General features: G+C 56.2%; 26 protein-coding genes. 6 read left to right on the forward strand and 20 right to left on the reverse strand.

What is annotated here, in order from left to right; genetic code table 11:
• Positions 1 to 6: 6 nt before the first annotated feature.
• From R2A130_RS04685 to R2A130_RS04710, 6 genes are read right to left on the reverse strand one after another with little or no spacing between them, the layout of a single operon-like run.
• Positions 7 to 777: an SDR family NAD(P)-dependent oxidoreductase gene (locus R2A130_RS04685; protein ID WP_009757616.1), complete on the reverse strand. Its 771-nt coding sequence runs from the start codon at positions 775 to 777 to the stop codon at positions 7 to 9.
• Positions 774 to 1,844 carry a low-specificity L-threonine aldolase gene (ltaE, locus tag R2A130_RS04690; RefSeq protein ID WP_009757617.1) on the reverse strand — a complete coding sequence of 357 codons (1,071 nt, stop codon included), beginning with the start codon at positions 1,842 to 1,844 and terminating at the stop codon, positions 774 to 776. The genes R2A130_RS04685 and ltaE overlap by 4 nt, the downstream gene beginning before the upstream one ends.
• A 5-nt stretch (positions 1,845 to 1,849) precedes the next feature.
• On the reverse strand, positions 1,850 to 3,103 hold the full coding sequence (locus R2A130_RS04695) for a cytochrome-c peroxidase (protein WP_009757618.1): 1,254 nt from the start codon (positions 3,101 to 3,103) through the stop codon (positions 1,850 to 1,852).
• 4 nt (positions 3,104 to 3,107) lie between these two features.
• Complete coding sequence (locus R2A130_RS04700) at positions 3,108 to 4,022, reverse strand: PhzF family phenazine biosynthesis protein (protein WP_009757619.1); 915 nt, start codon at positions 4,020 to 4,022, stop codon at positions 3,108 to 3,110.
• 16 nt (positions 4,023 to 4,038) lie between these two features.
• Positions 4,039 to 5,301, reverse strand: coding sequence for a sodium:proton antiporter (locus R2A130_RS04705; RefSeq protein ID WP_009757620.1), 1,263 nt, complete (start codon positions 5,299 to 5,301; stop codon positions 4,039 to 4,041).
• A 60-nt stretch (positions 5,302 to 5,361) separates the two neighbouring features.
• Positions 5,362 to 6,504: an endonuclease/exonuclease/phosphatase family protein gene (locus tag R2A130_RS04710; RefSeq protein ID WP_009757621.1), complete on the reverse strand. Its 1,143-nt coding sequence runs from the start codon at positions 6,502 to 6,504 to the stop codon at positions 5,362 to 5,364.
• Between the two features lie 195 nt (positions 6,505 to 6,699).
• On the opposite strand from R2A130_RS04710, the gene R2A130_RS17410 reads away from it, so the two are divergent.
• Positions 6,700 to 7,158, forward strand: a complete 459-nt coding sequence (locus R2A130_RS17410) for a BA14K family protein (protein WP_009757623.1) — start codon at positions 6,700 to 6,702, stop codon at positions 7,156 to 7,158.
• A 110-nt stretch (positions 7,159 to 7,268) separates the two neighbouring features.
• Here R2A130_RS17410 and ilvC read toward each other — a convergent pair whose 3' ends face one another.
• Both ilvC and R2A130_RS04725 read right to left on the reverse strand, forming a co-directional pair.
• Positions 7,269 to 8,288, reverse strand: coding sequence for a ketol-acid reductoisomerase (gene ilvC, locus R2A130_RS04720; protein ID WP_009757624.1), 1,020 nt, complete (start codon positions 8,286 to 8,288; stop codon positions 7,269 to 7,271).
• Positions 8,289 to 8,412: 124 nt separating this feature from the next.
• Positions 8,413 to 9,153 (reverse strand): pyridoxine 5'-phosphate synthase, encoded by a 741-nt coding sequence (locus R2A130_RS04725; protein ID WP_009757625.1) that lies wholly within the window; start codon positions 9,151 to 9,153, stop codon positions 8,413 to 8,415.
• Between the two features lie 27 nt (positions 9,154 to 9,180).
• Here R2A130_RS04725 and R2A130_RS04730 point away from each other — a divergent pair, with 27 nt between their 5' ends.
• Complete coding sequence (locus R2A130_RS04730) at positions 9,181 to 10,128, forward strand: DUF3445 domain-containing protein (protein WP_083804173.1); 948 nt, start codon at positions 9,181 to 9,183, stop codon at positions 10,126 to 10,128.
• Positions 10,125 to 10,979, forward strand: coding sequence for a MaoC family dehydratase N-terminal domain-containing protein (locus R2A130_RS04735; RefSeq protein WP_009757627.1), 855 nt, complete (start codon positions 10,125 to 10,127; stop codon positions 10,977 to 10,979). The genes R2A130_RS04730 and R2A130_RS04735 overlap by 4 nt, the downstream gene beginning before the upstream one ends.
• On the opposite strand, the gene R2A130_RS04740 is transcribed toward R2A130_RS04735, so the two are convergent.
• The 5 genes from R2A130_RS04740 to R2A130_RS04760 form a co-directional block, all read right to left on the reverse strand.
• Positions 10,976 to 12,100 carry an ATP-dependent RecD-like DNA helicase gene (locus tag R2A130_RS04740; RefSeq protein WP_009757628.1) on the reverse strand — a complete coding sequence of 375 codons (1,125 nt, stop codon included), beginning with the start codon at positions 12,098 to 12,100 and terminating at the stop codon, positions 10,976 to 10,978. The two genes, R2A130_RS04735 and R2A130_RS04740, sit on opposite strands and share 4 nt — an antisense overlap.
• Positions 12,101 to 12,176: 76 nt before the next feature.
• Positions 12,177 to 12,935 carry a sulfite exporter TauE/SafE family protein gene (locus R2A130_RS04745; protein ID WP_009757629.1) on the reverse strand — a complete coding sequence of 253 codons (759 nt, stop codon included), beginning with the start codon at positions 12,933 to 12,935 and terminating at the stop codon, positions 12,177 to 12,179.
• Positions 12,936 to 12,948: 13 nt separating this feature from the next.
• A complete protein-coding gene (locus R2A130_RS04750) occupies positions 12,949 to 14,553 on the reverse strand; it encodes a carboxyl transferase domain-containing protein (protein ID WP_009757630.1) in 1,605 nt (534 codons plus the stop codon).
• 135 nt (positions 14,554 to 14,688) lie between these two features.
• A complete protein-coding gene (locus tag R2A130_RS04755; RefSeq protein WP_040304647.1) occupies positions 14,689 to 15,024 on the reverse strand; it encodes a hypothetical protein in 336 nt (111 codons plus the stop codon).
• Between the two features lie 93 nt (positions 15,025 to 15,117).
• Positions 15,118 to 16,500 (reverse strand): mechanosensitive ion channel family protein, encoded by a 1,383-nt coding sequence (locus R2A130_RS04760; protein WP_009757632.1) that lies wholly within the window; start codon positions 16,498 to 16,500, stop codon positions 15,118 to 15,120.
• 182 nt (positions 16,501 to 16,682) lie between these two features.
• Between R2A130_RS04760 and R2A130_RS04765 the strand changes: the two genes are divergently transcribed.
• Positions 16,683 to 17,537 carry a DMT family transporter gene (locus R2A130_RS04765; RefSeq protein WP_156798376.1) on the forward strand — a complete coding sequence of 285 codons (855 nt, stop codon included), beginning with the start codon at positions 16,683 to 16,685 and terminating at the stop codon, positions 17,535 to 17,537.
• Here the strand turns inward: R2A130_RS04765 and R2A130_RS04770 are convergent.
• On the reverse strand, positions 17,534 to 18,364 hold the full coding sequence (locus R2A130_RS04770) for an aldo/keto reductase (RefSeq protein WP_009757634.1): 831 nt from the start codon (positions 18,362 to 18,364) through the stop codon (positions 17,534 to 17,536). The genes R2A130_RS04765 and R2A130_RS04770 overlap by 4 nt on opposite strands.
• 65 nt (positions 18,365 to 18,429) lie before the next feature.
• Between R2A130_RS04770 and R2A130_RS04775 the strand changes: the two genes are divergently transcribed.
• Entirely contained in the window at positions 18,430 to 19,389 is a 960-nt protein-coding gene (locus R2A130_RS04775) for a heparan-alpha-glucosaminide N-acetyltransferase (RefSeq protein ID WP_050786053.1), read from the forward strand.
• Positions 19,390 to 19,452: 63 nt separating this feature from the next.
• Here the strand turns inward: R2A130_RS04775 and R2A130_RS04780 are convergent, their stop codons facing one another.
• The 6 genes from R2A130_RS04780 to R2A130_RS04805 form a co-directional block, all read right to left on the reverse strand.
• Positions 19,453 to 19,806 (reverse strand): SH3 domain-containing protein, encoded by a 354-nt coding sequence (locus R2A130_RS04780; RefSeq protein WP_009757637.1) that lies wholly within the window; start codon positions 19,804 to 19,806, stop codon positions 19,453 to 19,455.
• Between the two features lie 171 nt (positions 19,807 to 19,977).
• Positions 19,978 to 21,150, reverse strand: coding sequence for an isovaleryl-CoA dehydrogenase (locus R2A130_RS04785; protein ID WP_009757638.1), 1,173 nt, complete (start codon positions 21,148 to 21,150; stop codon positions 19,978 to 19,980).
• Positions 21,147 to 21,593: a GNAT family N-acetyltransferase gene (locus R2A130_RS04790; protein ID WP_009757639.1), complete on the reverse strand. Its 447-nt coding sequence runs from the start codon at positions 21,591 to 21,593 to the stop codon at positions 21,147 to 21,149. The genes R2A130_RS04785 and R2A130_RS04790 overlap by 4 nt, the downstream gene beginning before the upstream one ends.
• Before the next feature lie 61 nt (positions 21,594 to 21,654).
• Positions 21,655 to 22,059 (reverse strand): MAPEG family protein, encoded by a 405-nt coding sequence (locus R2A130_RS04795; protein WP_009757640.1) that lies wholly within the window; start codon positions 22,057 to 22,059, stop codon positions 21,655 to 21,657.
• Positions 22,056 to 22,517 carry an SRPBCC domain-containing protein gene (locus tag R2A130_RS04800; RefSeq protein WP_009757641.1) on the reverse strand — a complete coding sequence of 154 codons (462 nt, stop codon included), beginning with the start codon at positions 22,515 to 22,517 and terminating at the stop codon, positions 22,056 to 22,058. The genes R2A130_RS04795 and R2A130_RS04800 overlap by 4 nt, the downstream gene beginning before the upstream one ends.
• A complete protein-coding gene (locus R2A130_RS04805) occupies positions 22,514 to 22,846 on the reverse strand; it encodes a helix-turn-helix domain-containing protein (RefSeq protein WP_009757642.1) in 333 nt (110 codons plus the stop codon). Before R2A130_RS04805 ends, R2A130_RS04800 begins: the two co-directional genes overlap by 4 nt.
• An 87-nt stretch (positions 22,847 to 22,933) precedes the next feature.
• On the opposite strand from R2A130_RS04805, the gene R2A130_RS04810 reads away from it, so the two are divergent.
• Positions 22,934 to 23,413 carry an isoprenylcysteine carboxylmethyltransferase family protein gene (locus R2A130_RS04810; RefSeq protein WP_040304649.1) on the forward strand — a complete coding sequence of 160 codons (480 nt, stop codon included), beginning with the start codon at positions 22,934 to 22,936 and terminating at the stop codon, positions 23,411 to 23,413.
• The last annotated feature ends 4 nt before the right edge of the window (positions 23,414 to 23,417 follow it).

Here is a 23,417-nt window from a genome sequence, read left to right on the forward strand (position 1 = left end):
CGCTATCTAGTCCCGTAGCGCAGGCAGGCCAATACCAACGGCTTCAAACCCACCATCAACGGCCAAAGTTTGGCCCGTTATGTAGCTGGCCTTTGGGCTAGTGAGAAAACAGATGCCTTCGGCAATTTCGCTTTCCGATCCATACCGATTCAGCGGAATAGCATCATGATAGGCGGCGCGAATTTCATCGCTGTGAACGGCCAGTGCCAGCTTCGTGTTTACAGGCCCCGGTGCGATGCAGTTGGCACGAATTCCCATTTCACCAAGTTCAGCAGCCTGTTGAAGCGTCAGCTGCACGACCGCAGCTTTTGACGTGCCATAGGCCACGCGCAACGTGCTGGCCCGCAGGCCTGATATAGAAGCAATATTGACGATAGCCGCGTTGCCAAAGAGCTCCGCCCCTTTCGCCAGCAGACTGGTCATGGCCTGTGTCATCAGAAACACCCCATCCAGATTGGTTTCCATGACACGCCGCCAGCGGACGTAATCAGTTTCAGCAATCGGGCCAAAGTCCGCCACACCTGCATTGTTGACCAAGACGCAGAGCGAACCGAACTGATCTCCAACACGCTCGGCGAGAGCATTGACGGCTTCCGGTTCAGAAACATCTACGATCTCGGCAAAGACATCTCCTGAAAGGTTCTCCATTGCCCTACGTAGTTCGTCGCCATCACGGTCAAGCATCACAACGCGGTGGCCGCTTTCCAACAGCAGTTTCGTCGTCGCTAAACCGATACCGCGCGCGGCACCCGTGACCATTGCAACAGGCGCGCTCACGAGCTTGCCAACCAGTCAGCAAAAGCATTTGCGACGCTATCAACATGGGAGTCATCAATATCGAGATGGCATACCAACCGCATCACACGGTCCCGCCCCGAAGGTTCCGAAACCACAAGACCAAGTTCACGCATATGCGCTGATAAAGGCACGGTTCGTTCAGCCGGAATTTTCAGCCAGATCATGTTCGTTTCCACCGATGCGAGGTCGATTTCAACACCATCCAGTTGGGAAAGACGTTCGGCAAGTTGCTTGGCCCTGGCATGGTCGTCAGCGAGGCGTCTCACGTTGTTTTCCAGAGCGTATAGACCGCAGGCGGCCAGAACTCCGGACTGCCGCAGCCCTCCGCCCAGCATTTTGCGCGCCCTCTTAGCCCTTATAATGAAATCAGTTGGGCCGCACAGGACGGATCCCACGGGCGCACCCAAACCCTTCGACAGGCAGAGTGAAACAGTGTCCATGTGCTCAACAAGTTCAGCAGCGCTGCGGTTTGACGCGACGACCGCATTCATCAACCGCGCGCCATCGAGATGGACGGAAAGCTCGTGATCGTGAGCAATAGTGGCCACCTCCTCAATCTGCGCTTGGTCGACCACCTGCCCGTTGAACGTGTTCTCCATGCAAACCAAACGTGAGATTGCAAAGTGGGAATCGTCAGGATTGATGGCATCGCGCACGTCATCCGGGTTCAACGCACCATTGGCTTGTGGCGTCAGGTGGCGCGGTGAGATACCGCCCAAAACGGCTGCTCCACCCGCTTCATATTTTGCAATGTGATAGCCAACACCACCGATGTATTCTTCGCCTCTACCGCAATGGGCCAGAAGCGCAGCAAGATTGGATTGCGTGCCTGACGCGACGAACATTCCGGCAGGCTTACCAAGCAGGTCGGCAGCTTTTTCTTCAAGCGCGCGAACCGTCGGATCATCTCCGTAAACGTCATCACCCACCTCCGCTTCTGCCATTGCTTGTCGCATGTCAGCAGATGGGCGCGTGACCGTATCGCTGCGAAAATCAGCAATCGGCGCGGTCTCGGACGAAGATCGTATGGCGGCGTATTGGTTCATTGCGTTCAGTCCAATGCGAGATTGCTGGGCACGTCTGCAGGTTTTCCCAAACGGCCAGAAAGGCTTCGTTCATCCGTCAGACTTTCGAGAAAGGCCATCAGGTCGTCAATCTCGGATTGCGTAAGCTGAACACTTGGCATGTCGTGGGTTACCAGTATTTCTGTAGCAAGAACTTCCGCGGCTTGATCTTTCTCGCGCTGCGCCAACCATTGCCGCATACCCGCATCTGGCGCGATGTGGTCCTCGACATAGCTTCGCAGCACCTCATGACTGCCAGCGAAACCGTAAGGTGCAGTGGCATTGATGTTACGCAGTGAAATGGTACGGCGACGATGTCTGTCCTGCGGCAATCCTGTTACATCAGACCTATCGCGATGAAAGTCTCGTTCGTTCAACGGTTGATCGAACCGCCATGGCGGTGACGCGCTATTGTGGAACGCGTGATCAGTCTGAAAGCGCCCCTTATGGCAGCTTGAACATTGCGCCTTGCCTTCGAACAATTTCAGTCCACGCTGTTGTTCTGAATTCAACGCGGTTTGGTCACCTGCCAGCCAACTGTCGTAAGGCGCGCGATCAGCACGCCATTCATGCGCAACGAACGCGCCGATAGCGTTACCCACATGATGGATGCGAAGCTCTTTGAGGCTTTTGACATCTGGATAAGCGGCTAAAACCGGCGCTTCATAACCGGGTAAATCATGCAGCCTATCGACCAACGCATCCCATATTGCAGAGTGCCCTCTTTGCGCAGCATCGCGCACATCGCTATCAACACTCCCCACCAATTCATCGCCAGTCACAGCGGGAAACAGCGCTTGAGCTGCAAGTGGGTCACGAAGCATCTCTGGCAGATTTTCGCTCGCAGGTGTCGAAATGGTCCCGTCCGTTTGCAGCTGAACGCGTCCGTCGAAAAATAGCGTGTAAAATTCTGCATAGCCGAGATTGAACAATGCAGGCGCGTGTTTGGCGGAAGGTTTCAGCGCGTCGTAAAGTGGCAAACCGCCGACTGCCAATTCATCACCAGCAAGCGGCGAGGCAAATCCATTCGAAGACGCACGGTCGTGATTGTGGCAAGTAGCGCAAGACACGCGATAACTGCCGGACAGAACGCGGTCGTAGAACAGCAAGCGCCCTAGCTGGATTTCAGCATCCGTAGTCGGCAATAAGGTGTCACCGGAGGACGGCAGTTCTGCGCTAACAGCAAGTGTCACCGGCAGTGCAAAACAAGCGGAAAGCAGCGCAGCAATCACCTTCTGCATTCGCTTAAACCTCCAGCACACCACCGCCGAAACGCACTGCATAACCGCCAATCCGGGCACTCGTCATCGTCCTGTTTTCAACGTCGATTTCAAGTCGGATGATGGACGGGCGACCCATCTGAAAACCCTGTTCGATGTTGAACACCTGCGATCCGTCACGCGGTCGGTCGAATTTCATAATGACACCAGCAAATGAGGACACGGCCGAGCCTGTCGCTGCGTCTTCTGCAATCCCGCTCCCCGGCGCGAACATGCGGGCCTGAAAATGGCTGTCGTGGTTCACCGTATCGCGGCAGTAAACATAGACGCCGTCGTGATCGGGATAGGCCGTGATTTTAGACCAGAGCTCGGGGATAAGCTTCACGCGATCCAGCACGCCACGGTCTCTCACCGGAACGAACTCATAGGGCAACCCGCCGTTAAACTCACTCGTTTCGTGGTTTTCAAAGCCCACCTCGTGTGGACCAATGGAAAGAGCAGCGGCTACCGCATCCTTGTCCGGTCCATGTCCGGAAGAGCTCGCCAAAACCGGCACGTCAAATTCTGCAAACGCGCCAATATCATCGAAACGCACACCACAGCGCACGGGCCCGACATTTTCCTCCAGCACAACAATACCCTGCCCCACTTGCTCCATACCGCGTTCGCGCGCGACGGCGATGGCCGCGCCCACCGTCGGATGGCCAGCAAAGGGCAATTCGCGGGCCGGTGTATAAATGCGGACTTTAGCGGAATGTGCCGCGTCTTCCGCCTCGAACAGAAACACAGTTTCCGAGAAGCCGAACTCCTTCGCAATCGCCTGCATCTTCTCTTTGTCCAGACCCTTGCTGTCGAAAACAACACCGAGCTGGTTGCCGCCCATGACAACGGCTGAAAACACATCGTAAATTGCGAAACGGCGGCCCCTATTATCGTTCATGTCATTTCCTCGATGGCTAGATAAGCGTCGGATCAACAGTGCGATTAACGACCGCTTTAACGGTCAGCCCTTGCACGATGATCGAGAACAGCACGACCGCATAGGTGCACGCCAGCAGTAACGGTTTGTGAGTCACGGCTGGCAGCGACAATGCTAAGGCCACAGATACACCGCCCCGCAACCCACCCCACGTCAGGACCGGTATCGCGCCGGCCTCGAAATTTTGGCGAATGGACAAGAACATGATCGGGGTAGAAACCGCGATGAAGCGCGCGGCGAGAACCAGCGGAATGGTGGCAGCCGCAACCCAGGCGAAACCGGGATCGAGAGAAATGATAAGAACCTCCAGCCCGATAAGCAGAAAGAGAACCGAGTTCAGGATTTCATCGATCAGCTCCCAGAAGCTGAACATAGAGACTCTGGTATGGTCGCTCTTGGCCATGTCGGCACCACGGTTGCCCACTAGCAGGCCGGCTACAACGACGGCGATTGGTCCTGAAAGATGAAGCCGAAGCGCGATGGCGTAAGTCGCCGCAACAATGCCTAGCGTTAGCAGAATTTCCAGCATGTGCTCATCAATAGTGGACATAGCTTTGTAAGCGATCCAACCGGTTACAGCACCCAACACGGCGCCGCCAAGCGCTTCCACGACGAAGAGTTCACCTACCTGTAGCACTGTTACTTCGGTGGAGCCTGTTGATGTCGCAATGGTCAGCAGAATTGCAAAAAGGACGACGCCAACGCCATCATTGAACAGGCTTTCACCGGCGATCTTGGCTTCCAATGCTTCAGGCACATTGATGGATTTCAACAGGCTGAGAACGGCAACAGGGTCTGTGGGCGAGATGAGCGCGCCAAAAACGAGGCACCAGATAAGCGGAACCTCAAAGCCGAACAGCGATGACAGATACCAGAAGCCTACGCCCACTATGAAGGTCGACAAAACAACGCCTACAGTTGCCATCAAGCCGATGGCCCACGCTTGGCTGCGCAGGAACGAGAAATCCACATGCAACGCACCCGCAAACAGCAGGAAGGCGAGCATTCCTTCCATCACGGTTGCATAAAAATCGATCTGGCCAATGGCACCCTGCAACGTGCTGGTGATGCCGAGCGATGGGACAACGCTTTCCAAACCCAACAGCGCGACGGAAGAGATTAGCGCCATGACGAGCAACCCAATCGTGTGGGGAAGCTTCAGCACTGTATGGTTGAACCAGCCAAAGAATCCCGAAAGCGCCAAAAGCAAAGCGGCGATTTCAAAAAGGGAAAGGGTCATGTTCGTCTCCTGATGGCGACCGGCTGTTTGCCGACTCGGCCAAACTGCGGAAGGGAGACATCACACCATGTCGAGACTGACAACAACCGGACAATGATCGGACGCCTTGGGCCGGTCCCAACCCGTGCGCGGATACCGCTCAACCTCTTGGTCGGGCGGAAACACTGTCCGATATGGCTGCCCATTACGGATGATGTCTGGCACAGCCTTTGCATTGCCCTTTGCAAGTCGCGGCGATGCCAACAGATAGTCCAACTGCACCAGATGGCGCGTGGGTCGCTCCTGCGGCAGGCGGGCTGAGGCTGACTTGCCGTTAGCGTAAAACAACGTCCATCGATCATCTTGTGCACGTCGATCCACGAGATTGATCGCAAAACCATCATCCAGAAGCGGCGCGCTACCGTGGGTCTCTTCCGCGATCCAGTCGAAGCTGTGCCCAGCGGCTTTATCACCAGTGATGGCGAGACGAGCGGCGTAGTCATTCAGGTCACCGCAGACCATCCAGCGCATATCCGCTGCACGTTCTGCACCAAATCTATCTTCGATGATGCGCTTCACACCTGCAGCCTCCGCTTGCCGAACGGGCATGGTGAAGTCGCGTCCCGTCAGCCCACCACGCGGCCCACCCATAGATTTGAAATGGGCCACGAAAACGGTGAAATGTTTGCCACCGACTTTTAGGTTCACCTCAAGGCAATCGCGGCGAAAAAGCCGGGTGTCTTTTTCAAACCCCAATTCGATAAGTCGCGGCGTCAGCACCTCAAGGTCAGCCATAGTTCGACCTGCATGGCTTTTGACCGAACGTATTTCGATCTCTTCACCGTCTGCCGTCTTCTCACGCGCCATGATAGCCACATCAATGCCACGCCCGTCATTGCCCTGCCGCCATTCCTTTTGTGGGTAGTCCAGACCTGTCATAGGCAGCAGATAGTTGCGCTCGAACGCCTCCAGCGTCGCCAGATCTTCGACCTCCTGCAAGCAGATGATGTCGGCGCGGCAATCTGCAATAGCCAGCGCGGTCATCTGACGGGCATCATCCTCATGAGATACGACCCTCGCCTGCTCCAAAGCACGAAACTGCGCCTCGGTTTCAATTTCGCGAAGGGTCAAGGATCGGTCGCGGCGCCCCTCCCGCTTCCAACCGGAAAAATCGAACCGCGCCATAAGGTTCTCAGCGTTGAAGGTGGCGATGCGTAAGCTCATGTAAAACCCCTACACAGCTTGCCCTAACGTGTCACAAACTCGCCCTTACAATTAACGATTTGTTATGAAATGCTATCCGCCAAGCGCAGTTTTGCGCTTGAGTAAGGCGCGTAGGCTGGTGATGCGGCTGGCCGCACCTTGAGCAGAGCAGGACCGGGGCAAGTGCCGCCGGTTGCAAATTCAAGGAGAAGACCAATGAAACGACTATTTACACTGGCGATTGCAGCGATTGCTGCCTTCACCATCGGCGCAACCACCGTTACGCCATCAGCGGAAGCAGGAAAGCGTGAACGCCGCATCGCAGCAGGCATCTTTATTGGCGCTGTAGCAGGCGCTGTTATTGCAGACCGCTCCTATCGCCGTAGCCACAAACGCTACCGTCACGGGCGCCACTATCGCTCCGGTCGGCATTATCGTTCAGGCAGACACTACGCGCCACGGCGCTATTACCGCAGTTCCCGCAGGCATTATCGCGAGCCGCGCTACTATGCACCACGTCGTTATCGCCGTGTGTATTACGAGCGTCCGCGCTACGTTGCGCCGCGTCGCCATTATCGCGGTCGCCACGCACGTTGCGCTGCCAAGTATCGCAGCTACAACCCGCGCACAGGTCTGTACCTCGCATATAGCGGCCACTACCGCCGCTGCGGCTAGACATAGCGAAACACCAAAACGAAAAAGGCCCGCTTACGCGGGCCTTTTTTGTGATTTGCGTCAGCAGCTAAGGACCGGGTTGCTCTTATAAGAACAACCCGGTTGATGCTTTAGTTCTTATCTTTGTCGACCAGAGCATTGCCTTTGATCCAAGGCATCATGCCGCGCAGTTTTTCACCGACTTCTTCAATCTGATGACGATCATGCATACGACGGGTCGCTTTGAAGCGGGCCGCGCCAGAATGCCATTCCTGCATCCACTCGGATGTGAAGCGACCGGTCTGGATGTCGGTCAGAATATCTTTCATGACCTGCTTTGTTTCCGGTGTAATCACGCGCGGACCGGAAACGTACTCGCCCCACTCGGCAGTGTTGGAAATCGAGTAGTTCATGTTGGCAATGCCGCCTTCGTAGATCAGGTCAACGATCAGCTTCACTTCGTGCAAGCACTCGAAATACGCCATTTCCGGCGCGTAACCGGCTTCCACCAGCACTTCGAAACCGGCGCGGATGAGTTCGACGACACCGCCGCAAAGAACAGCCTGCTCACCGAAGAGATCGGTTTCGCATTCTTCCTGGAACGTGGTTTCGATAACACCGGAGCGACCGCCACCAACGCCACAGGCGTAAGAAAGCGCAAGATCATGGGCATTACCGGACGCATCCTGATGGATGGCGATCAGGCAAGGCACACCGCCGCCCTTCTGGTATTCTCCGCGCACAGTGTGGCCGGGGCCCTTTGGCGCAATCATGACGACGTCAATGCCGGAACCTGGCTCGATGAGGTTGAAGTGCACATTCAGGCCGTGAGCAAATGCAATCGCAGCACCGTCGCGGATATTACCGGCGATGGAATCTTTCCAGATACCAGCCTGCAACTCGTCAGGAGCAGCCATCATCATCAGGTCGGAAACTTTGGCAGCATCAGCAACGGACATCACAGTGAAGCCGTCGGCCTCTGCTTTTTTGATTGTCGCAGAACCTTCGCGCAGTGCGATGACCACGTCTTTGGCGCCGGAGTCTTTCAGGTTCATCGCATGCGCGCGACCCTGCGAGCCGTAGCCCACGATGCAGACCTTTTTGGATTTGATCAGATTTAAGTCCGCATCGCGGTCGTAATAAACGCGCATGGCGTGTCCCCTTAGGTATGTTGGGCCAGATAGGCTGGGTAGGTGGAAAGCGTCCGTGACTTTCCGCCACGTTTCGGCGGTGGTTTAGCGTTGCCGCGCAGCAAAGGCAACGAATGTGGCGCTGTCAGTGCCCGCAAGCTGAAAGAAAACGCTTCACAGTGGCCGACATTCCAAATTCCAGCGCATCTGCGGTCAATCCGTGGCCGATAGAAACCTCGAACAGATCCGGAATTCGCGCAACGAGAGGCGGCAGATTGGCCACGGTCAAATCATGCCCGGCGTGGGTGCCAAGACCGACCTCCCGCGCAGCATCCGCAGTCGCTTGCAAAGCATCCAGCTCGCGCTCCGCAGCCGATGGACTGTCATAGGTCGCAGCATAAGGTCCGGTGTATAGCTCAATCCGGTCTGCACCAGTATCTGCCGCCCATTTCACGCCCTCCGGGTCCGCATCTGCAAACAGCGCCACGCGAAATCCGCTAGACTTCAAACGCGCCACGATCGGTGCAAGCATGTTGTGGTTCGCCTTGAAGTCCCAGCCGTGGTCAGACGTTGCCTGCGAAGGATCATCAGGAACCAGAGTTACCTGCTCCGGGGCGTTTGTATCGCAAAGGTCTAGAAAATCGTCGGTCGGATAGCCCTCGATATTGAACTCGGCTTTCGGAAATTCATCATCAATCAGCGCGCGTAAATCCGGCAAATCGGAAAAGCGAATGTGGCGCTCGTCAGGGCGGGGGTGCACCGTCAGACCATGAGCCCCGTTCTCCAAAGCAATACGCCCGATACCAACAACCGATGGCCACGGCAGATCGCGACGATTGCGCAATTGTGCAACAGCGTTGAGATTGACGGAGAGAGCGACTGCCATATTGAGTACTCGCGATTGCGTTCACCGATGAGTAACGCCAGCGGAACAGACCTGCAAACGGAACCATCAACCAACATGCAGAACCACGATGATGCGCCGAACATTCCGCCAGCAATCGCGCTAGCAACACCATTTGCGATTGGCCTGAAGCCGATTGACGGACAACCGTGGCTGGTGATGGACGAAGACGTCGAACCATTCCGCGCTGAGAAACTCACCCTGTATGATACAGCGTTTCATGATGTGAATATGGGACGCTCCGATACGCTAGCAGCGCAAGAGGAGGTCGCGCGCCTAATTCGCGATGCACTTCACCTGATTCCCGCAAGCCCTTGGAAATTCGAAACTTACGGAACTGCGACCAAGGATGGCGAAGTGCGGATAGAGGCCAATCCGTCTCATCCCATTTCAGCGGCAGCACTTCTCGTTCCTGACGACCTACTACTTATGCGCCGCGAAGAAGACGGCTGGCGATTGGTTGCTGGTTCCCTCGCCTTTCCGTCATCTTGGCGATTCAAGGACAAGTTCGACAAGACTATGGAGCGCATCCACGAGCCAGTGCCGATTGACGACCGGATGCATTCCCGCATCACCAGAATTTTCGACATGCTTCGCGCAGATACGCCCCTATGGCGCACCAATTGGTCGCTCGATCCCCACTACAATTTACGTGAGGAAAAGGGGGAGACTCATACCAGCGAGAAAGGCTTGCCGCCCGGTGGCGAAGCATATCTCCGCACGGAGTTACAGACTTTACACAAACTGCCGGAGAGCGGTGACATTCTCTTCACCGTACGAACCAAATTGCGGCAGTTGGAGAGATTGAAAGACAACGCGACAGGACGGCAAAATCTCGCCCTCCTCTGCCGTCAGTTTCGCGATATGAGCGATGAGCAACGCCGATATAAAGGCCTAACGGCAGATGCGGCCCAACTGATAGGCTGGCTGAAAGAACAGGTGGGAGAAACAGCATGAGCGAAACCGAAAGAACCATGGATCAAGCGAAATTGCGCGCATGGATCGGCAAGACCGAAGAAGCCAGCGACACGATTCACGTTGGGCCCGCACGGCTTATGCAGGCGACACTAGACCGCGAACCAAAACTGAAAACTGGCGACGAATTGCCCTTGGGCTGGCACCGGTTCTACTTCCCGACGGAAGCACGCAGCAGCGCTTTGGGGCGTGATGGTCATAGCGCCATGGGTGAGTTTTTGCCACCGGTCGCCCTGCCCCGCCGCATGTGGGCGGGAGGTCGTTTCGATGTCACCTCGCCCGTACTTTTCGGCGAAACAGTTAAGCGCATATCGACGATAAAAAATGTGGTGATGAAAGAAGGACGCACCGGTCCGCTTTGTTTCGTGACCGTGGTGCACGACCATCGCGGCGCTGATGGAGCGGGCCGCTTCACAGAAGAGCAAAGCCTCGTCTTCCGCGAAGACCCCGAGCCAGGCCAGCCTGCACAGCAACCAACTGCACCGCCTGCAAATGCGGTGGTCACCGAGACTATTACGCCCTCGCCCGTCCAGCTTTTCCGCTACTCGGCGCTCACCTTCAACAGCCACCGCATTCATTATGATGTGGACTATTGCCGCGACGTCGAAGGCTATCCGGGCTTGATCTTCCACGGCCCGTTTACAGCTACATTGTTGGCTGATCTGGCTGCACGACATGGCAATGGAAAACGAATTTCCAGCTTCGATTATCGTGCAATCTCACCGCTCTACGACACGGGACCCTTCAGCATCCATTGGAATGGAACGGACACTGTTTGGGCTGAAACGCCTGATGGCGCATTGGCCATGAAAGCTAAGGTCGAGTTCGCCTAGCTTACGATTGTGATGCGTTCCGCCGCCCGCGTGATCGCGGTGTAAAGCCACCGCTGCGAGTGATCGCGGAACGCATAGCTTTCGTCGAACAGATAGACATCATCCCACTGCGAACCCTGTGATTTGTGCACGGTAAGCGCGTAGCCGTAATCGAAATCGTCGTAGCGGCGTTTCATCTGCCACGGCACTTCGGTTTCCGGGTCTTCAAACGCGGCTTTCAGCACTTTGATGCGGGCAGATTGTCGTTCCATCCCATCGTCTTCCGACGTGATGAGCAGGTTCATGAAGGCCTTGGATGTTTGTGGCGCGCTTTTCACGGTCCACAAAGAGCCGTTCAGCAGACCTTTGGCCGGATCGTTCCGCAGCGCCACCAATTTGTCTCCAGACGCAGGCAATGCCCCCTGAAAATCCTTCAAGTCGCGCAAGCGTTGGTTATATCGCCGCCTAGTGCGGTTTGTGCCCACCAGCACCTGATCGGCGGCCAGAACCTCGGACTGATCGACATCGGCTTTGCGGATCACCTTGCTATCGCCATAGGTGCCGTGGGGAATCGGCTCGCCGTTCCGCGCCATGGCAGCCAGATCGATAATCGGGTTGTCCCGTGCCTGCCGGTGAATGGTTTCCAACAGCACATCCGGTTCGTGATCTGTGAAGAAACCGCCACCCGAAACAGGCGGAAGCTGGCCGGGGTCGCCCAGCACCAGAACAGGCGTTCCGAACGATAACAGGTCCGCACCCAGTTGCTCGTCCACCATAGAGCACTCATCGATGATGATGAGCGATGCCTCAGCCACAGGGCTTTGGCGATTCAGGCTGAACAACGGCGTCATGTTGGACTTGCCGGTATCACCATCCTCCACAAGCTCCTCGCCACGCGGTCGATAAATCAGTGAATGAATAGTGCTGGCCTTTTTTGCCCCGCGTGAGCGTAGAACAAGTGCAGCCTTGCCGGTAAACGCGGCGAATAACACGTCGCCATCCACACCTTCGGCCAAATGGCGTGCCAGCGTGGTCTTGCCCGTTCCGGCAAAACCGAAAAGACGGAAAACCTGCGGAAAGCCCTGTTTGAGCCAGTCGGAAACTGCGACCAGCGCCGCGTCTTGTTCAGGAGAAAATTGCAAGGAAGGTGCCACGCAAATAAAGTGCCTCGCCTTCCCTTTTGCGGTGTGGCGGCGAGAAACACAAGGTGAACAGAAGCTAGAACAGCAGCGGAGCACTATCCCAGATCAGCTTTGCACCAATAATGGCAAGGGCTGCGAAGATCAGCTTTGTGAAAACGTCGGCCGAGACGCGGCTGTTCAGCCAGAAACCTACCGCAATACCCACCACCATGAACGGTGCGAGTTGCAGCGATGTGGTGAGATTCTGCACCGATAGCTGCCCCAGCCAGAAATACGGAACGAGCTTCATGCCGTTGATGCCGGCCATAAGGTAGGAATTCGTGCCCACAAATTCCTTCGGTGGTAGGTTCTCAGACAACAGAACCATTTTTACGGGCGGACTACCGGCGTGGGCCACAAAGCTGGTGAAGCCTCCCATTGCGCCTAAAATCGCGACCAGCCAGTTGGGCAATCCCTCCGTCGCGACTTTGTTCAGCACATGTTGAGCAAGCCGATGGACGATAAAAATGAAACACAAGATGCCAAGACCGAAGCGGAACACATCCGCATTCAACAAGTGAAAAGTCGCAGCGCCCGCACCGATGCCGATTGCGGCGGCAGGCCACATGATTTTCAGCACCTTGCCACGCCACGTTTTGCGGTAGCGCCATAGGTTCGCCATATCGATGGTCACGAGGATAGGCAGCATGATACCAGCGGCCACCTGAGGTGCGATAAACAGCGCCATTGTCGGCACCGCCATCATTTCCAGACCAGCACCAAAGCCGGCCTTGGATATGCCGGTCAGCACGACGATAACGCCTGCCACAATGAAAAATGTCAGCCCGTATTCCATAAGAGGCGACCAGCTACATCCTGAACGTGCCGAAGCGCGTTTCGGGAATAGGCGCGTTCAATGCCGCAGCCAACGCGAGTGACAAAACGCGGCGCGTATCTTTCGGTTGGATGATACCGTCATCCCAAAGGCGGGACGTCGAGAAGAAGGGATGCCCCTCCTCTTCGAACTGATCGATGATGGGTTGTTTGAACCCGGCCTCTTCCACCTCGGACCACTCGCCACCACGGCGTTCGATGCCATCGCGCTTCACCGTCGCCAACACCTGCGCTGCTTGCTCGCCACCCATCACCGAGATGCGGGAGTTTGGCCACATGAACAAAAAGCGTGGCGAGTAGGACCGTCCACACATGCCGTAATTGCCAGCGCCGTAAGAACCACCAATGATCAGCGTCAGTTTCGGCACCTGCGCACAAGCGACGGCGGTGACGAGCTTGGCTCCGTCCTTTGCTATGCCGCCCGCTTCGTAGTCGCGCCCGACCATGAAGCCGGTGATGTTCTGTAGAAAAATAATCGGGATTTTTCGCTGGCAACAAAGCTGAACAAAATGCGCGCCTTTGAGCGAACTTTCAGAAAACAGGATGCCGTTATTGGCGATGATGCCCACCGGCATGCCGGACATTTTGGCGAAGCCCGTCACGAGTGTGGTTCCGTATCGGGCTTTGAATTCATCGAACTTCGAGCCATCGACCAGTCGCGCAATAACTTCACGCACGTCGTAGGGTTTGCGAAGATCGGTCGGCACCACCGCCTCCAGATCGTCCACCGGATAGAGCGGCTCGTCGAAATCAGTCGTATCGATCGCGCTGGTTTGCGGCGGCAAGCCTGCCACGATATCGCGCACAATCTGCAGTGCATGGCTATCATTGGCCGCCATATGGTCGGCAACACCGGAAAGACGGGTGTGCACATCCGCTCCGCCAAGGTCTTCGGCAGTCACGTTCTCGCCGGTTGCGGCTTTTACAAGCGGCGGACCTGCCAAGAAGATCGTGCCTTGTTCACGCACTATGACGGTCTCATCGGCCATTGCGGGCACGTAGGCACCGCCAGCAGTGCATGAACCCATGACACAGGCGATCTGCGCTATGCCTTTGGCGCTCATGTTGGCTTGGTTGAAAAACGTCCGCCCAAAATGGTCACGGTCGGGAAATACGTCCGCTTGGTTGGGAAGGTTGGCCCCACCTGAATCGACCAGATAAACGCAGGGCAGCATGTTCTGCTCCGCAATCTCCTGCGCGCGCAGCTGCTTCTTCACGGACAATGGATAGAGCGTACCGCCTTTGATCGTCGCATCGTTGCAAAGGATCATTACCTGATGTCCGGATACGCGCCCGATACCGGCAATCAATCCGGCAGCGTGAATGTCGCCACCATATTCGCCCTTGGCGGCAAGGGCACCGATTTCGAGGAATGGGGTTCCGGGATCGAGCAAAGCCAGCACTCGCTCACGCGGCAGCATTTTCCCGCGATCGAGGTGCCGCTGCCGTGAAGCTTCACTGCCGCCCGCTGCCGCCTCTGAAAGTGCCTCATCAAGTTCCGTATTCACGCGCTGCCAGGACTGGCGGTTGATCTCCACCATCGGACCAACGAGCGGAGCCGAGACGTCGAGCGCGCTCACAGCGAAGCACCGGTGATGGGCACTACATAAATTACAGAGATGTTTCTCATGAGAGTGTCGCGGCCAAATTCAAGTTCGGCTCAACGCTAGCACCGTGGAAGGTGCGCAGAAAGGCGCTTTGATTGCGGGCTCGGTCTACTGGCTGATTTTTGTCGCAGCGTCGGAATTTGCGACGCGCGATTTTGTCGTCGCGCCTGCGGAAGATGTTTCCACATGCGGTGGATTAGCAACCAATGTGGCGAGCCCAACCAGCCCGACGACGACGAACACCGCCCAGAGGGTGATGCTCCAACAAGACTTTTCTACGGTGTGTTCCATTTGGCCCCAAAAATGAAAAAAGAATGCCGATACGGCGAATGCAGCACACCGTCTTGCGGTGTTTTCAGGTTGCAGCGGCTGTGTATTCCTGTCCTGTTTCAACAACAAGTGGCTAGTGGCCAAAATCGAACCATTTGAGGGCATACCACCCATGACGATTCTGCATGGCCCAATGATATCAAGCCATTATCGCGGTCACGTTGTTAACAGATGGTTAACGCCAACCTCCCCCATAATGCTAGGAGCTTAGTCTTCTGTAGGTGGCTGTGAGACTTCGACCGGAGTGCGCATGATGATTTCGCGGTGCGGGAACGGAATGCCGATATCGTTCTCTTTGAAGGCATCCCACAGCGCCAGCATCACGAGGCCACGAATGTTGGTAAGTCCATTCTGCGGATCAGAAATCCAGAAGCGCGCTTTGAAATTCAACGATGAATCGCCGAATTCCGTCATCCAGCAAACCGGCTTCTTGACGCTGCTAACGCGATCCAAGGCGTTGATCGCTTCAATTGAGAGTTCTGACACCTGATGGGGATTGCTGTCATAGGACACGCCAAAATCAACATCGAGACGTACGAGATTGTCAGTGTAAGACCAGTTGATCACCTTCTCGGTTATAAAGTCTTCGTTGGGAATCAGGAACTCGCGACCATCGCGCGTCACCACAGAGACGAAGCGCGAGCGTAACTCTCTCACCCAACCGAAGGTTTGGTCGAGTTGGATCGTGTCGCCGGGTTTGATCGACTTATCCAGCAGGATGATGACGCCGGAGATGAAGTTGGACACAACCTTCTGAAGACCAAAGCCAAGGCCGACACCGATGGCACCGGAAAAGACCGCAAAGGCTGTCAGATCGATACCAACCGAGTTGAGCGACACCACAATCGCCATGATAACAAGAAATATCTTGATCAACTTGCCCATCAAGACCTGTAAGCTTGGCGTCAAATCCGTCATGCGGCGGATACGGGTTTCTGCGTAGTTACCGGTGTTTGACGCAAGCCAGACGAGAATGACCAGCAACGCGACGGCCTTCATCACCACCAGCAGGGAGATGCGAACCTCGCCTGCAGAGAACGCAACGGCGTCCAAGGCCGACTGCGTAGCGGCGAGATAACCGGTCAGGCTGAGCGCCACGATGATCCATGCGATCATCGCAATGGTTCTGGAAATCGGTCGCGAGCGAATAACGCGCGATGCGACGTTAATAACCAGCCATGCCGCTGCAAGCAGATAGGCGCTGCGCAGGATAAATGTGTTCCACGGATATGTAACGCTATCCGCCCAGACCCATGCGAGGTAACAGGCCGGAACGAACAGAATCCACTCCACACGTCGCAGCAACGCAGCCAGCACCCGCAGGAAACCGGAGTTCAGCTTCAGCCCGCGCACCCAGTTTTCAAGTGGCGGTTCGAGCTGCTTCGAAATCGCCAAACACACCAGATATAAGGCGATGACTATGCCGAGTTGGTAAAGCGTCCACGGCTGGTAGATCGTTTGCCAAAGACTCAGCGCCAGCTTCTCACCGGTCTCCACCAGTTCTTGCGATAGATCACCGCCTCCAATTTCAACGGTCTGTGCCGTGACGGGAGGAAGTGTCGGGGTCGATGCGATGTTGGCAGCGCTCATGCGGAGAGTAGTTTCGCTCTATTCGGAATTATCGCGACACTAGCGGTTCGCCACCTACGCGCCAACAGCAACGATAAGCCGACAACAGCGCAGCTTTCGATTGCGAAGCCAGTATCACCGTGCTTTTTGGCGCGATGCAAAGCAGTCCAAAACTTTCTCGCGGTGAGCCCGTCGATTTCCTGATGATGGCGGTCACAGCCATAGTTTGGGCGTCAGCCTTTATCGCTATCAAGATTGCAGTCGTTGATACCGGACCCGTCTGGGTAGCGACGTGGCGCGTGGTGATCGGCTTTGCGGTGCTGCTGCCCTACGCGCTCTGGCGCGGCTTCATCTGGCCGGCAGGGCCGAAAGTCTGGGTTCTGTTGTTCATAACCGCAGCCTTCAATGTGGTCTTTCCATTCCTGCTTATCTCGTGGGCCGAAACGACCATCAATGCAGGGCTGACTTCTCTGCTAATGGGCGTTGGCCCCTTCTTTGCGCTTATCGCAACCCATCTCACGACAGATGATGAGAAGATCAGTTGGCGAAAATCGCTCGGCTGCGTGATTGGTTTCGCAGGCGTTCTTACGGTCTTGGGCGCAGACGCCCTCACAGGTCTGGGAGGCGCGGGAGTCATGGCGCAACTGGCTGTGGTTGCAGCATCAATTTGCTACACGATTTCCGGCATTTTAATTCGCCGTATCGATATTCCGCCGGTTCGACTGGTCACTTTGATATTCTTTGCAGGCATGATCATGCTCGTGCCGTTGGCTTTCGCGACGGTCGGGCCGCCTCCGACCGGTATCTCAAGCGACGCCTTTTGGGCACTCATCTACCTTGGAATAATGCCGACAGCGCTGGCGCAACTGCTGCGCGTCACCATCGTAAAGCGCGTTGGCTACGCGCTGTTTGCCCTAGCGCTCAACGTCATTCCGGTGGTCGGCGTTATCATGGGGGCGCTGGTTCTTGGCGAGGTTATCGGCCCAGCGACACTCATCGCGTTGGTGCTGGTTCTTGCCGGACTGGCGGTAGCGCGAAGCGAGCCGAAAAGCGCTTAGGCAGCGTCCCATTCCGGTGAGAACTCAAAGTCGCAAATGCGCTCGTGGCGTACGTTCAGCGTCTTGATCGCGCGCATATCTTCTACGGCCAAAGCGAAGTCGAAAATATCTTTGTTCTCCGCCAACCGTTCCGGCGTCGCAGTTTTGGGAATAGCACCGCAGCCGGAGTGTTGAATATGCCAGCGCAACACGATCTGCGCCTTGGTGCGCTCGTGCTTCTTGGCCAGCTCTTCGATGATAGGTTCGGAAAACAGGGGCTCGCCTCGAAAGATCGGGCAGTAAGCCATCAAAGCCATCCCGTGCTCAGCACAGGTCGCGCGGAGGATTGATTGATCCAGATAGGGATGGTTCTCAACCTGATTACACGCAAGAGGTCGCGTTGATGCTTGCACCATCGCGCCAAGCTGACGCGACGTGAAGTTGGACACGCCGATGTGGTCGGTCTGCCCGCCATCGGCAGCACCATTCAGCAGGCGGGCCCAAACCGTTTCGTCATGCTCTTTCGGCGGCCAATGGATCAGCAGAAGATCAACTTTTTCGACACCGAGTCGCTCCAACGATCCGGCAACTGCATCGTCAAAACCTTCAGGCGTGACATCCGTTGGCCATACCTTGGTCGTTAGGAAAATGTCGTCTCGGTCAACGCCGGACGCACGAATGCCCTCACCTACCGCTTCCTCATTTTCATACATGATCGCAGTGTCGATATGCCGGTAACCCACGCGCAACGCCTGTTCGACGATTGACGCGCATTCCTCTCCCCGCAACTGCCATGTACCGAGGCCGAGAGCGGGAATGTTTGCACCGTTGGCGTGAAGAGTAATCATGATTGCGAATCTTTCCAGTTGTGCGGCGACTTTCGTGCGCTTCACCGCAATGCTATCGCCGCACCATGAGCGCCGCAATCACCCCACCCGCAGAAGCGAAAAATCCATCACGTTTGGAAGCGGTTGATCTTGCCCGTGCCGCAGCATTGGTCGCGATGGCAATCTATCACTTTACGTGGGATCTGGAGTTCTTCGGTTGGGCGGAACCTGGCCTGACGGCTGAAGGTGGCTGGAAACTCTTTGCCCGTGGAATCGCCAGCACGTTTCTCTTTTTAGTCGGCGTCAGTCTGGTCCTCTCAGCACGCAGTGCGATGAACTGGCAGGCATGGGGCATCCGTCTCGCCCAGATTTCAGGTGCAGCTGCGATCATCACAGTTGCTACATGGTTTGCAGTTCCCGACGCTTTCATCTTCTTTGGCATTCTTCACGCCATCGCACTGTTCACAGTGGTGGGTACCGGCTTCGTATTTCTGCCGTGGTGGGTGGCTGCGATCACGGCAGTTGGCGTGTTCTGGATCGGCCAGAATGTTACGGCAGAGCTTTTTTCATCGCCATGGCTGTGGTGGGCTGGTCTTAATCCAACACCGCGCTCTTCCAACGATTACGTGCCATTGTTCCCGTGGTTATCAGCCACGCTCGCTGGAATAGCCACAACCAAACTATGCCTTCGCACCAGTTTGCCTGCTCACCTGCGCACCGTCGCCCTGCCGCAAATAGCGAAACGACCAGCGATGTTTATCGCGCGTCATTCGCTTGCGACTTACCTCATCCACCAGCCTGTTCTCATCGCCCTGATCTGGTGCTTAACAACGGTCGTGGGACCGCCGGACCAAACAGAGCGCTTTGTCAGTGAGTGCAAACGGTCATGCGAGGTTTTGCGCGACGGCGTGTTTTGCCAGCGTTTTTGTGGGTGCATGACCGATGGCATGAAAGCGAAAGGCCTCTTCGCTCCCTACCTCGCCAACAGTCTTGATACGGCTGGCACGGAGCGACTGATGAGCTTGCGGGACGATTGCTCGAACTAATCCGCAATAAAAAAGCCGGAAGCGTCCGTGACGCTCCCGGCAAAATCTCATTGAATACGGCGGTTAGTGCCAGCCGTAAGCCGTGTAATGCGGACGGGCGAAGGTTTCACCACCCTTGATGATATAGCGGCCATTCACCCAGCCGGTGCGGCCGCCGCGCCGGATCTTGCACCAGTCGGTGCCGGATTTGATGATGCAGCGCTGAACGTAAACCTTGCGGTTGTTGTTGACGCCAAACTTGATGCGAGAGCTGGCAGCAGGCCATGCGCGAACGTTCAGCACATCGTTGTACGCGATGGCGTGGGTGCGTGCCTGCTTCTGCACGTGATAGCCTTCAGCATTGGCGTTGGTGGTGGAATACATCGCCGCTGCGAATGCAGTGGCCACGATCATGGTGTTGCGAAGATTGAAGGTCATGTTGTCGGTTCCTCGATTAAGGCCCACCCCTGCCCCAAGGCGGTGTAGCGTTCTATTGACGAGAACCACATTGGGACCGCCCACCTGAACCGAACCGGAAAGACCGGTTCATGCACCGTTCATAAAACCAACAACTCCTTCGCTCTGTTAAATTTTGCACACATCCGCATATCAACCGCTGCGGGCGAACAATTCACGGCCAATCAACATACGGCGAATTTCGCTGGTACCCGCACCGATTTCATACAGCTTCGCATCACGCAACAAACGCCCTGTGGCGTAGTCGTTGATGTAGCCGTTGCCGCCAAGCAACTGGATCGCATCAAGCGCAACCTGCGTGGCGCGTTCAGCAGCAAACAGGATCGCACCCGCTGCATCTTCGCGAGTCGTCTCGCCTCGGTCACAGGCTTTAGCAACGGCATAAACGTAAGCGCGCGCAGCGTTCATCGAAACATACATGTCGGCAACTTTGCCCTGCACGAGCTGGAACTCGCCGATGGATTTCCCGAACTGCTGGCGTTCGTGAATGTAGGGCAACACGATATCCATCGCAGCCTGCATGATGCCGATGGGGCCGGCGGCGAGCACTGCGCGCTCGTAGTCTAGACCTGACATCAAAACTTTCACACCACCATTCAATTCGCCGAGAATATTCTCTTCAGGAACCTCGCAGTCCTGAAAAACCAGCTCGCCGGTTTCAGACCCACGCATCCCCATCTTGTCGAGCTTCTGCGCGATGGAAAAACCCTCAAACTCTTTCTCGATAAGAAATGCAGTTATGCCCTTCGGCCCCGCATCCGGATCGGTCTTGGCATAGACAATCAGCGTGTTGGCTTGCGGCGCGTTGGTGATCCAGAATTTCGACCCGTTCAACACGTAGCGGTCGCCCTTCTTTTCAGCACGCAGTTTCATCGACACAACGTCCGACCCCGCCCCAGGTTCGCTCATAGCCAATGCGCCGAGATGTTCACCGGTCACCAGCTTTTCGAGATAGCGACCCTTCTGATCCTCGTTACCCCAGCGTGACAGTTGATTGACGCACAGGTTCGAGTGCGCGCCGTAGGACAAGCCGACAGAGGCAGACGCGCGGCTGACCTCTTCCATGGCAATGCAATGTTCCAGATAACCGAGGCCAGCTCCGCCCCACTCTTCCGGCACTGTAATACCGTGGAGACCCAAAGCACCCATCTCCGGCCACAGCTCGATGGGGAACCAGTCTTCCTTGTCGATTTTAGCAGCCAGCGGCGCGATGCGGTCCTGCGAAAACGAGCGCACGGAGTCCCGCAGCATGTCGGCCTCATCACCCAGAGCGAAATCGAAGGCGCGGATGTCGTTGGCTATCATGTGTCCAAAACCTTGTTGTATTTGATGAAGGGGGTCTTGCTGCCCACACGGTCGTAGAGCATCCGACCGGCATAATTGAACTCTTGCGTGGTCCAATATACCTGATCGGAGCCAGCAGCGGCAGCCGCGTCATACACAGCCTCGATCAATGCCCGTGCCACACCTTTACCGCGCGCGGCGGGCACCGTGAACAGGTCATTCAAGTAGCAGCGGTAGCGCTCGTCCCATGTCGTGGGGTGGTAGAGGAATGTCGTCATGCCCAGCATTTCACCATTTTCGGAGAACCATCCGAAACCGTGCAAATCGCCTTCAGGGTCTATGATGCGGGCGAAGGTGGAATGGGCAACGCTTTCAGGAAGGTCGGCCTCATAAAACGTCAAATAGCCATCCCAAAGGGGCTTCCAACGATCAAAATCACCGTCTTGCAGTGGGCGAATGGACATGCGGCACCGTGAGGAAATTGCTTTCCCGCACGATGCCGCATGGTCAGGCTGGCGACAAGCTTCAGTTCAGCAGAACCAGAACGCCGTAGGCTATCGTGATACCAAACCCTGTTGTGAAGATCAGCGGGCGCAACGGCATCTGCGTCCAGCCGGAAATCATACCCACGGCATGAACACACCGCAGCGCGAAGAACGCGATGGCGAGAATGCCAAACCAGCCAGATATCGCCCCGGCGAGATGACCAATCACGACGATGATAGCGAAGGGCAGAAATTGCTCCAGAAGATTGAGGTGGGCCCGGTGGGCGCGATGAACCCATGCCGGCATCAACCGATGATCGGGCGGCCGCACGAAGCTTTCCGCCTGCCCTTCGAACTCGTTGGAATTCACACCGACGATGTAGGGAATCCAGAGGCACGCAGCGAGCAACGCGGTGAGCATCGTGAAGGTAAGCTCGGTGCTCATGCTTCATACTCCTGATTGGTAATGCCATCTTCGAGATAGGCTTTCAGGCGGTTTGCGATGTTGGCCCACCCCTCCTTCACACCGTCCTGCCCTTCCGGAATTGCAAAATGCAGCACGGTGAAGCGTGAGCCGGTATCGGTCGCTTCGATTTCGTAAACACAGCGCGACGACTGTGCGTCTGGCCCGGCCCAACCCGGCTCAAACGTCATTTCCAGCCGATGCGGCGGATCGACGGAAATAACCTTGCCTCCGAGCATCAAATTGCCGTCCGGCAGTTTGTGATCGAACCGTTCGCCCTGCTTCAACTGGCCTTCGATGGTGCAGAACGCAAAGTGATAGGCCCTCACGTGGTTCGATTCCGTAAGCGCTTCCCAAACCTTCTTCGGTGGCGCAGCAATATCGGTCGCCAGAATGAAGTCCGGCTCTTCTAACGTCGTCTGTGGTGCGGTGGCAGTCATGTTTTGTCCTCCTCTATGGACGCTTTCAAGTCGAGAACCGCACGCGCAAGCGGCTTGGCCACCAGCGGTTCCATCCAGCGGTCCATGACCTGCTGAATGGGTACGGCGTTGAGATAGTGATGTTTGAATCGACCGGACCGGCGCACGGTGACGAGATCGGCCACTTCCAGAACCTTGAGATGCTTCATCACGCCGAACCGCGTCATCTCGAAACCGGACGCCAAAAGCGCCTCTTCGATTTGCGTGGAAGTGCGCCCATCGCGTTCCCGCAACAGGTCCAACACCGCGCGGCGGGCCGGGTCGTTCAGCGCTTTGAAGATCGTATCCATGCAACGTTTATAGGTGACTTTTTAGTCACGTGTCAAACCACTCACCTATGACTTGCACACAGGGTGCGAATCCTGTGACTTGCAACCATGACCGACAAACCCATCGCCCCGCCCAATTCCTGGCCCCTGCCTCCGCTCATGACCATCGGCATGATGGCGCTTTGCTGGGTGTTCGACAAAACCATACCGCTAGGCTGGGAACCGGAAGATGTGACGACATTCATGCGCGGCACCGGCTGGGCCATCGTGATTGCGGCCATAGCAATCGATGTCTGGGCGATGATGACCTTTCGCCGTCATCGGGCAAACATTATGCCCCATAAATCGGCAACGGACCTCATCATGGACGGGCCATTTGCCCATTCCCGCAATCCGATTTATCTCGCCAATGTAATGTTGATGGTCGGCTTCGCATTCGCGCTGGGCAGCAGATGGTTTCTGCTGGGCGGAGCAGCGCTTTTTCTGATTCTGGCCGAGTTCGCGATCAAGCGCGAAGAGCGGCACATGGCAGCGCTCTTTCCTCAACAGTGGCCGGACTACATAAAAATGGTGCGGCGATGGCTCTAAGAGA

The organism is Ahrensia sp. R2A130 (genome assembly GCF_000179775.1).
Classification (GTDB): Bacteria; Pseudomonadota; Alphaproteobacteria; order Rhizobiales; family Rhizobiaceae; genus Pseudahrensia.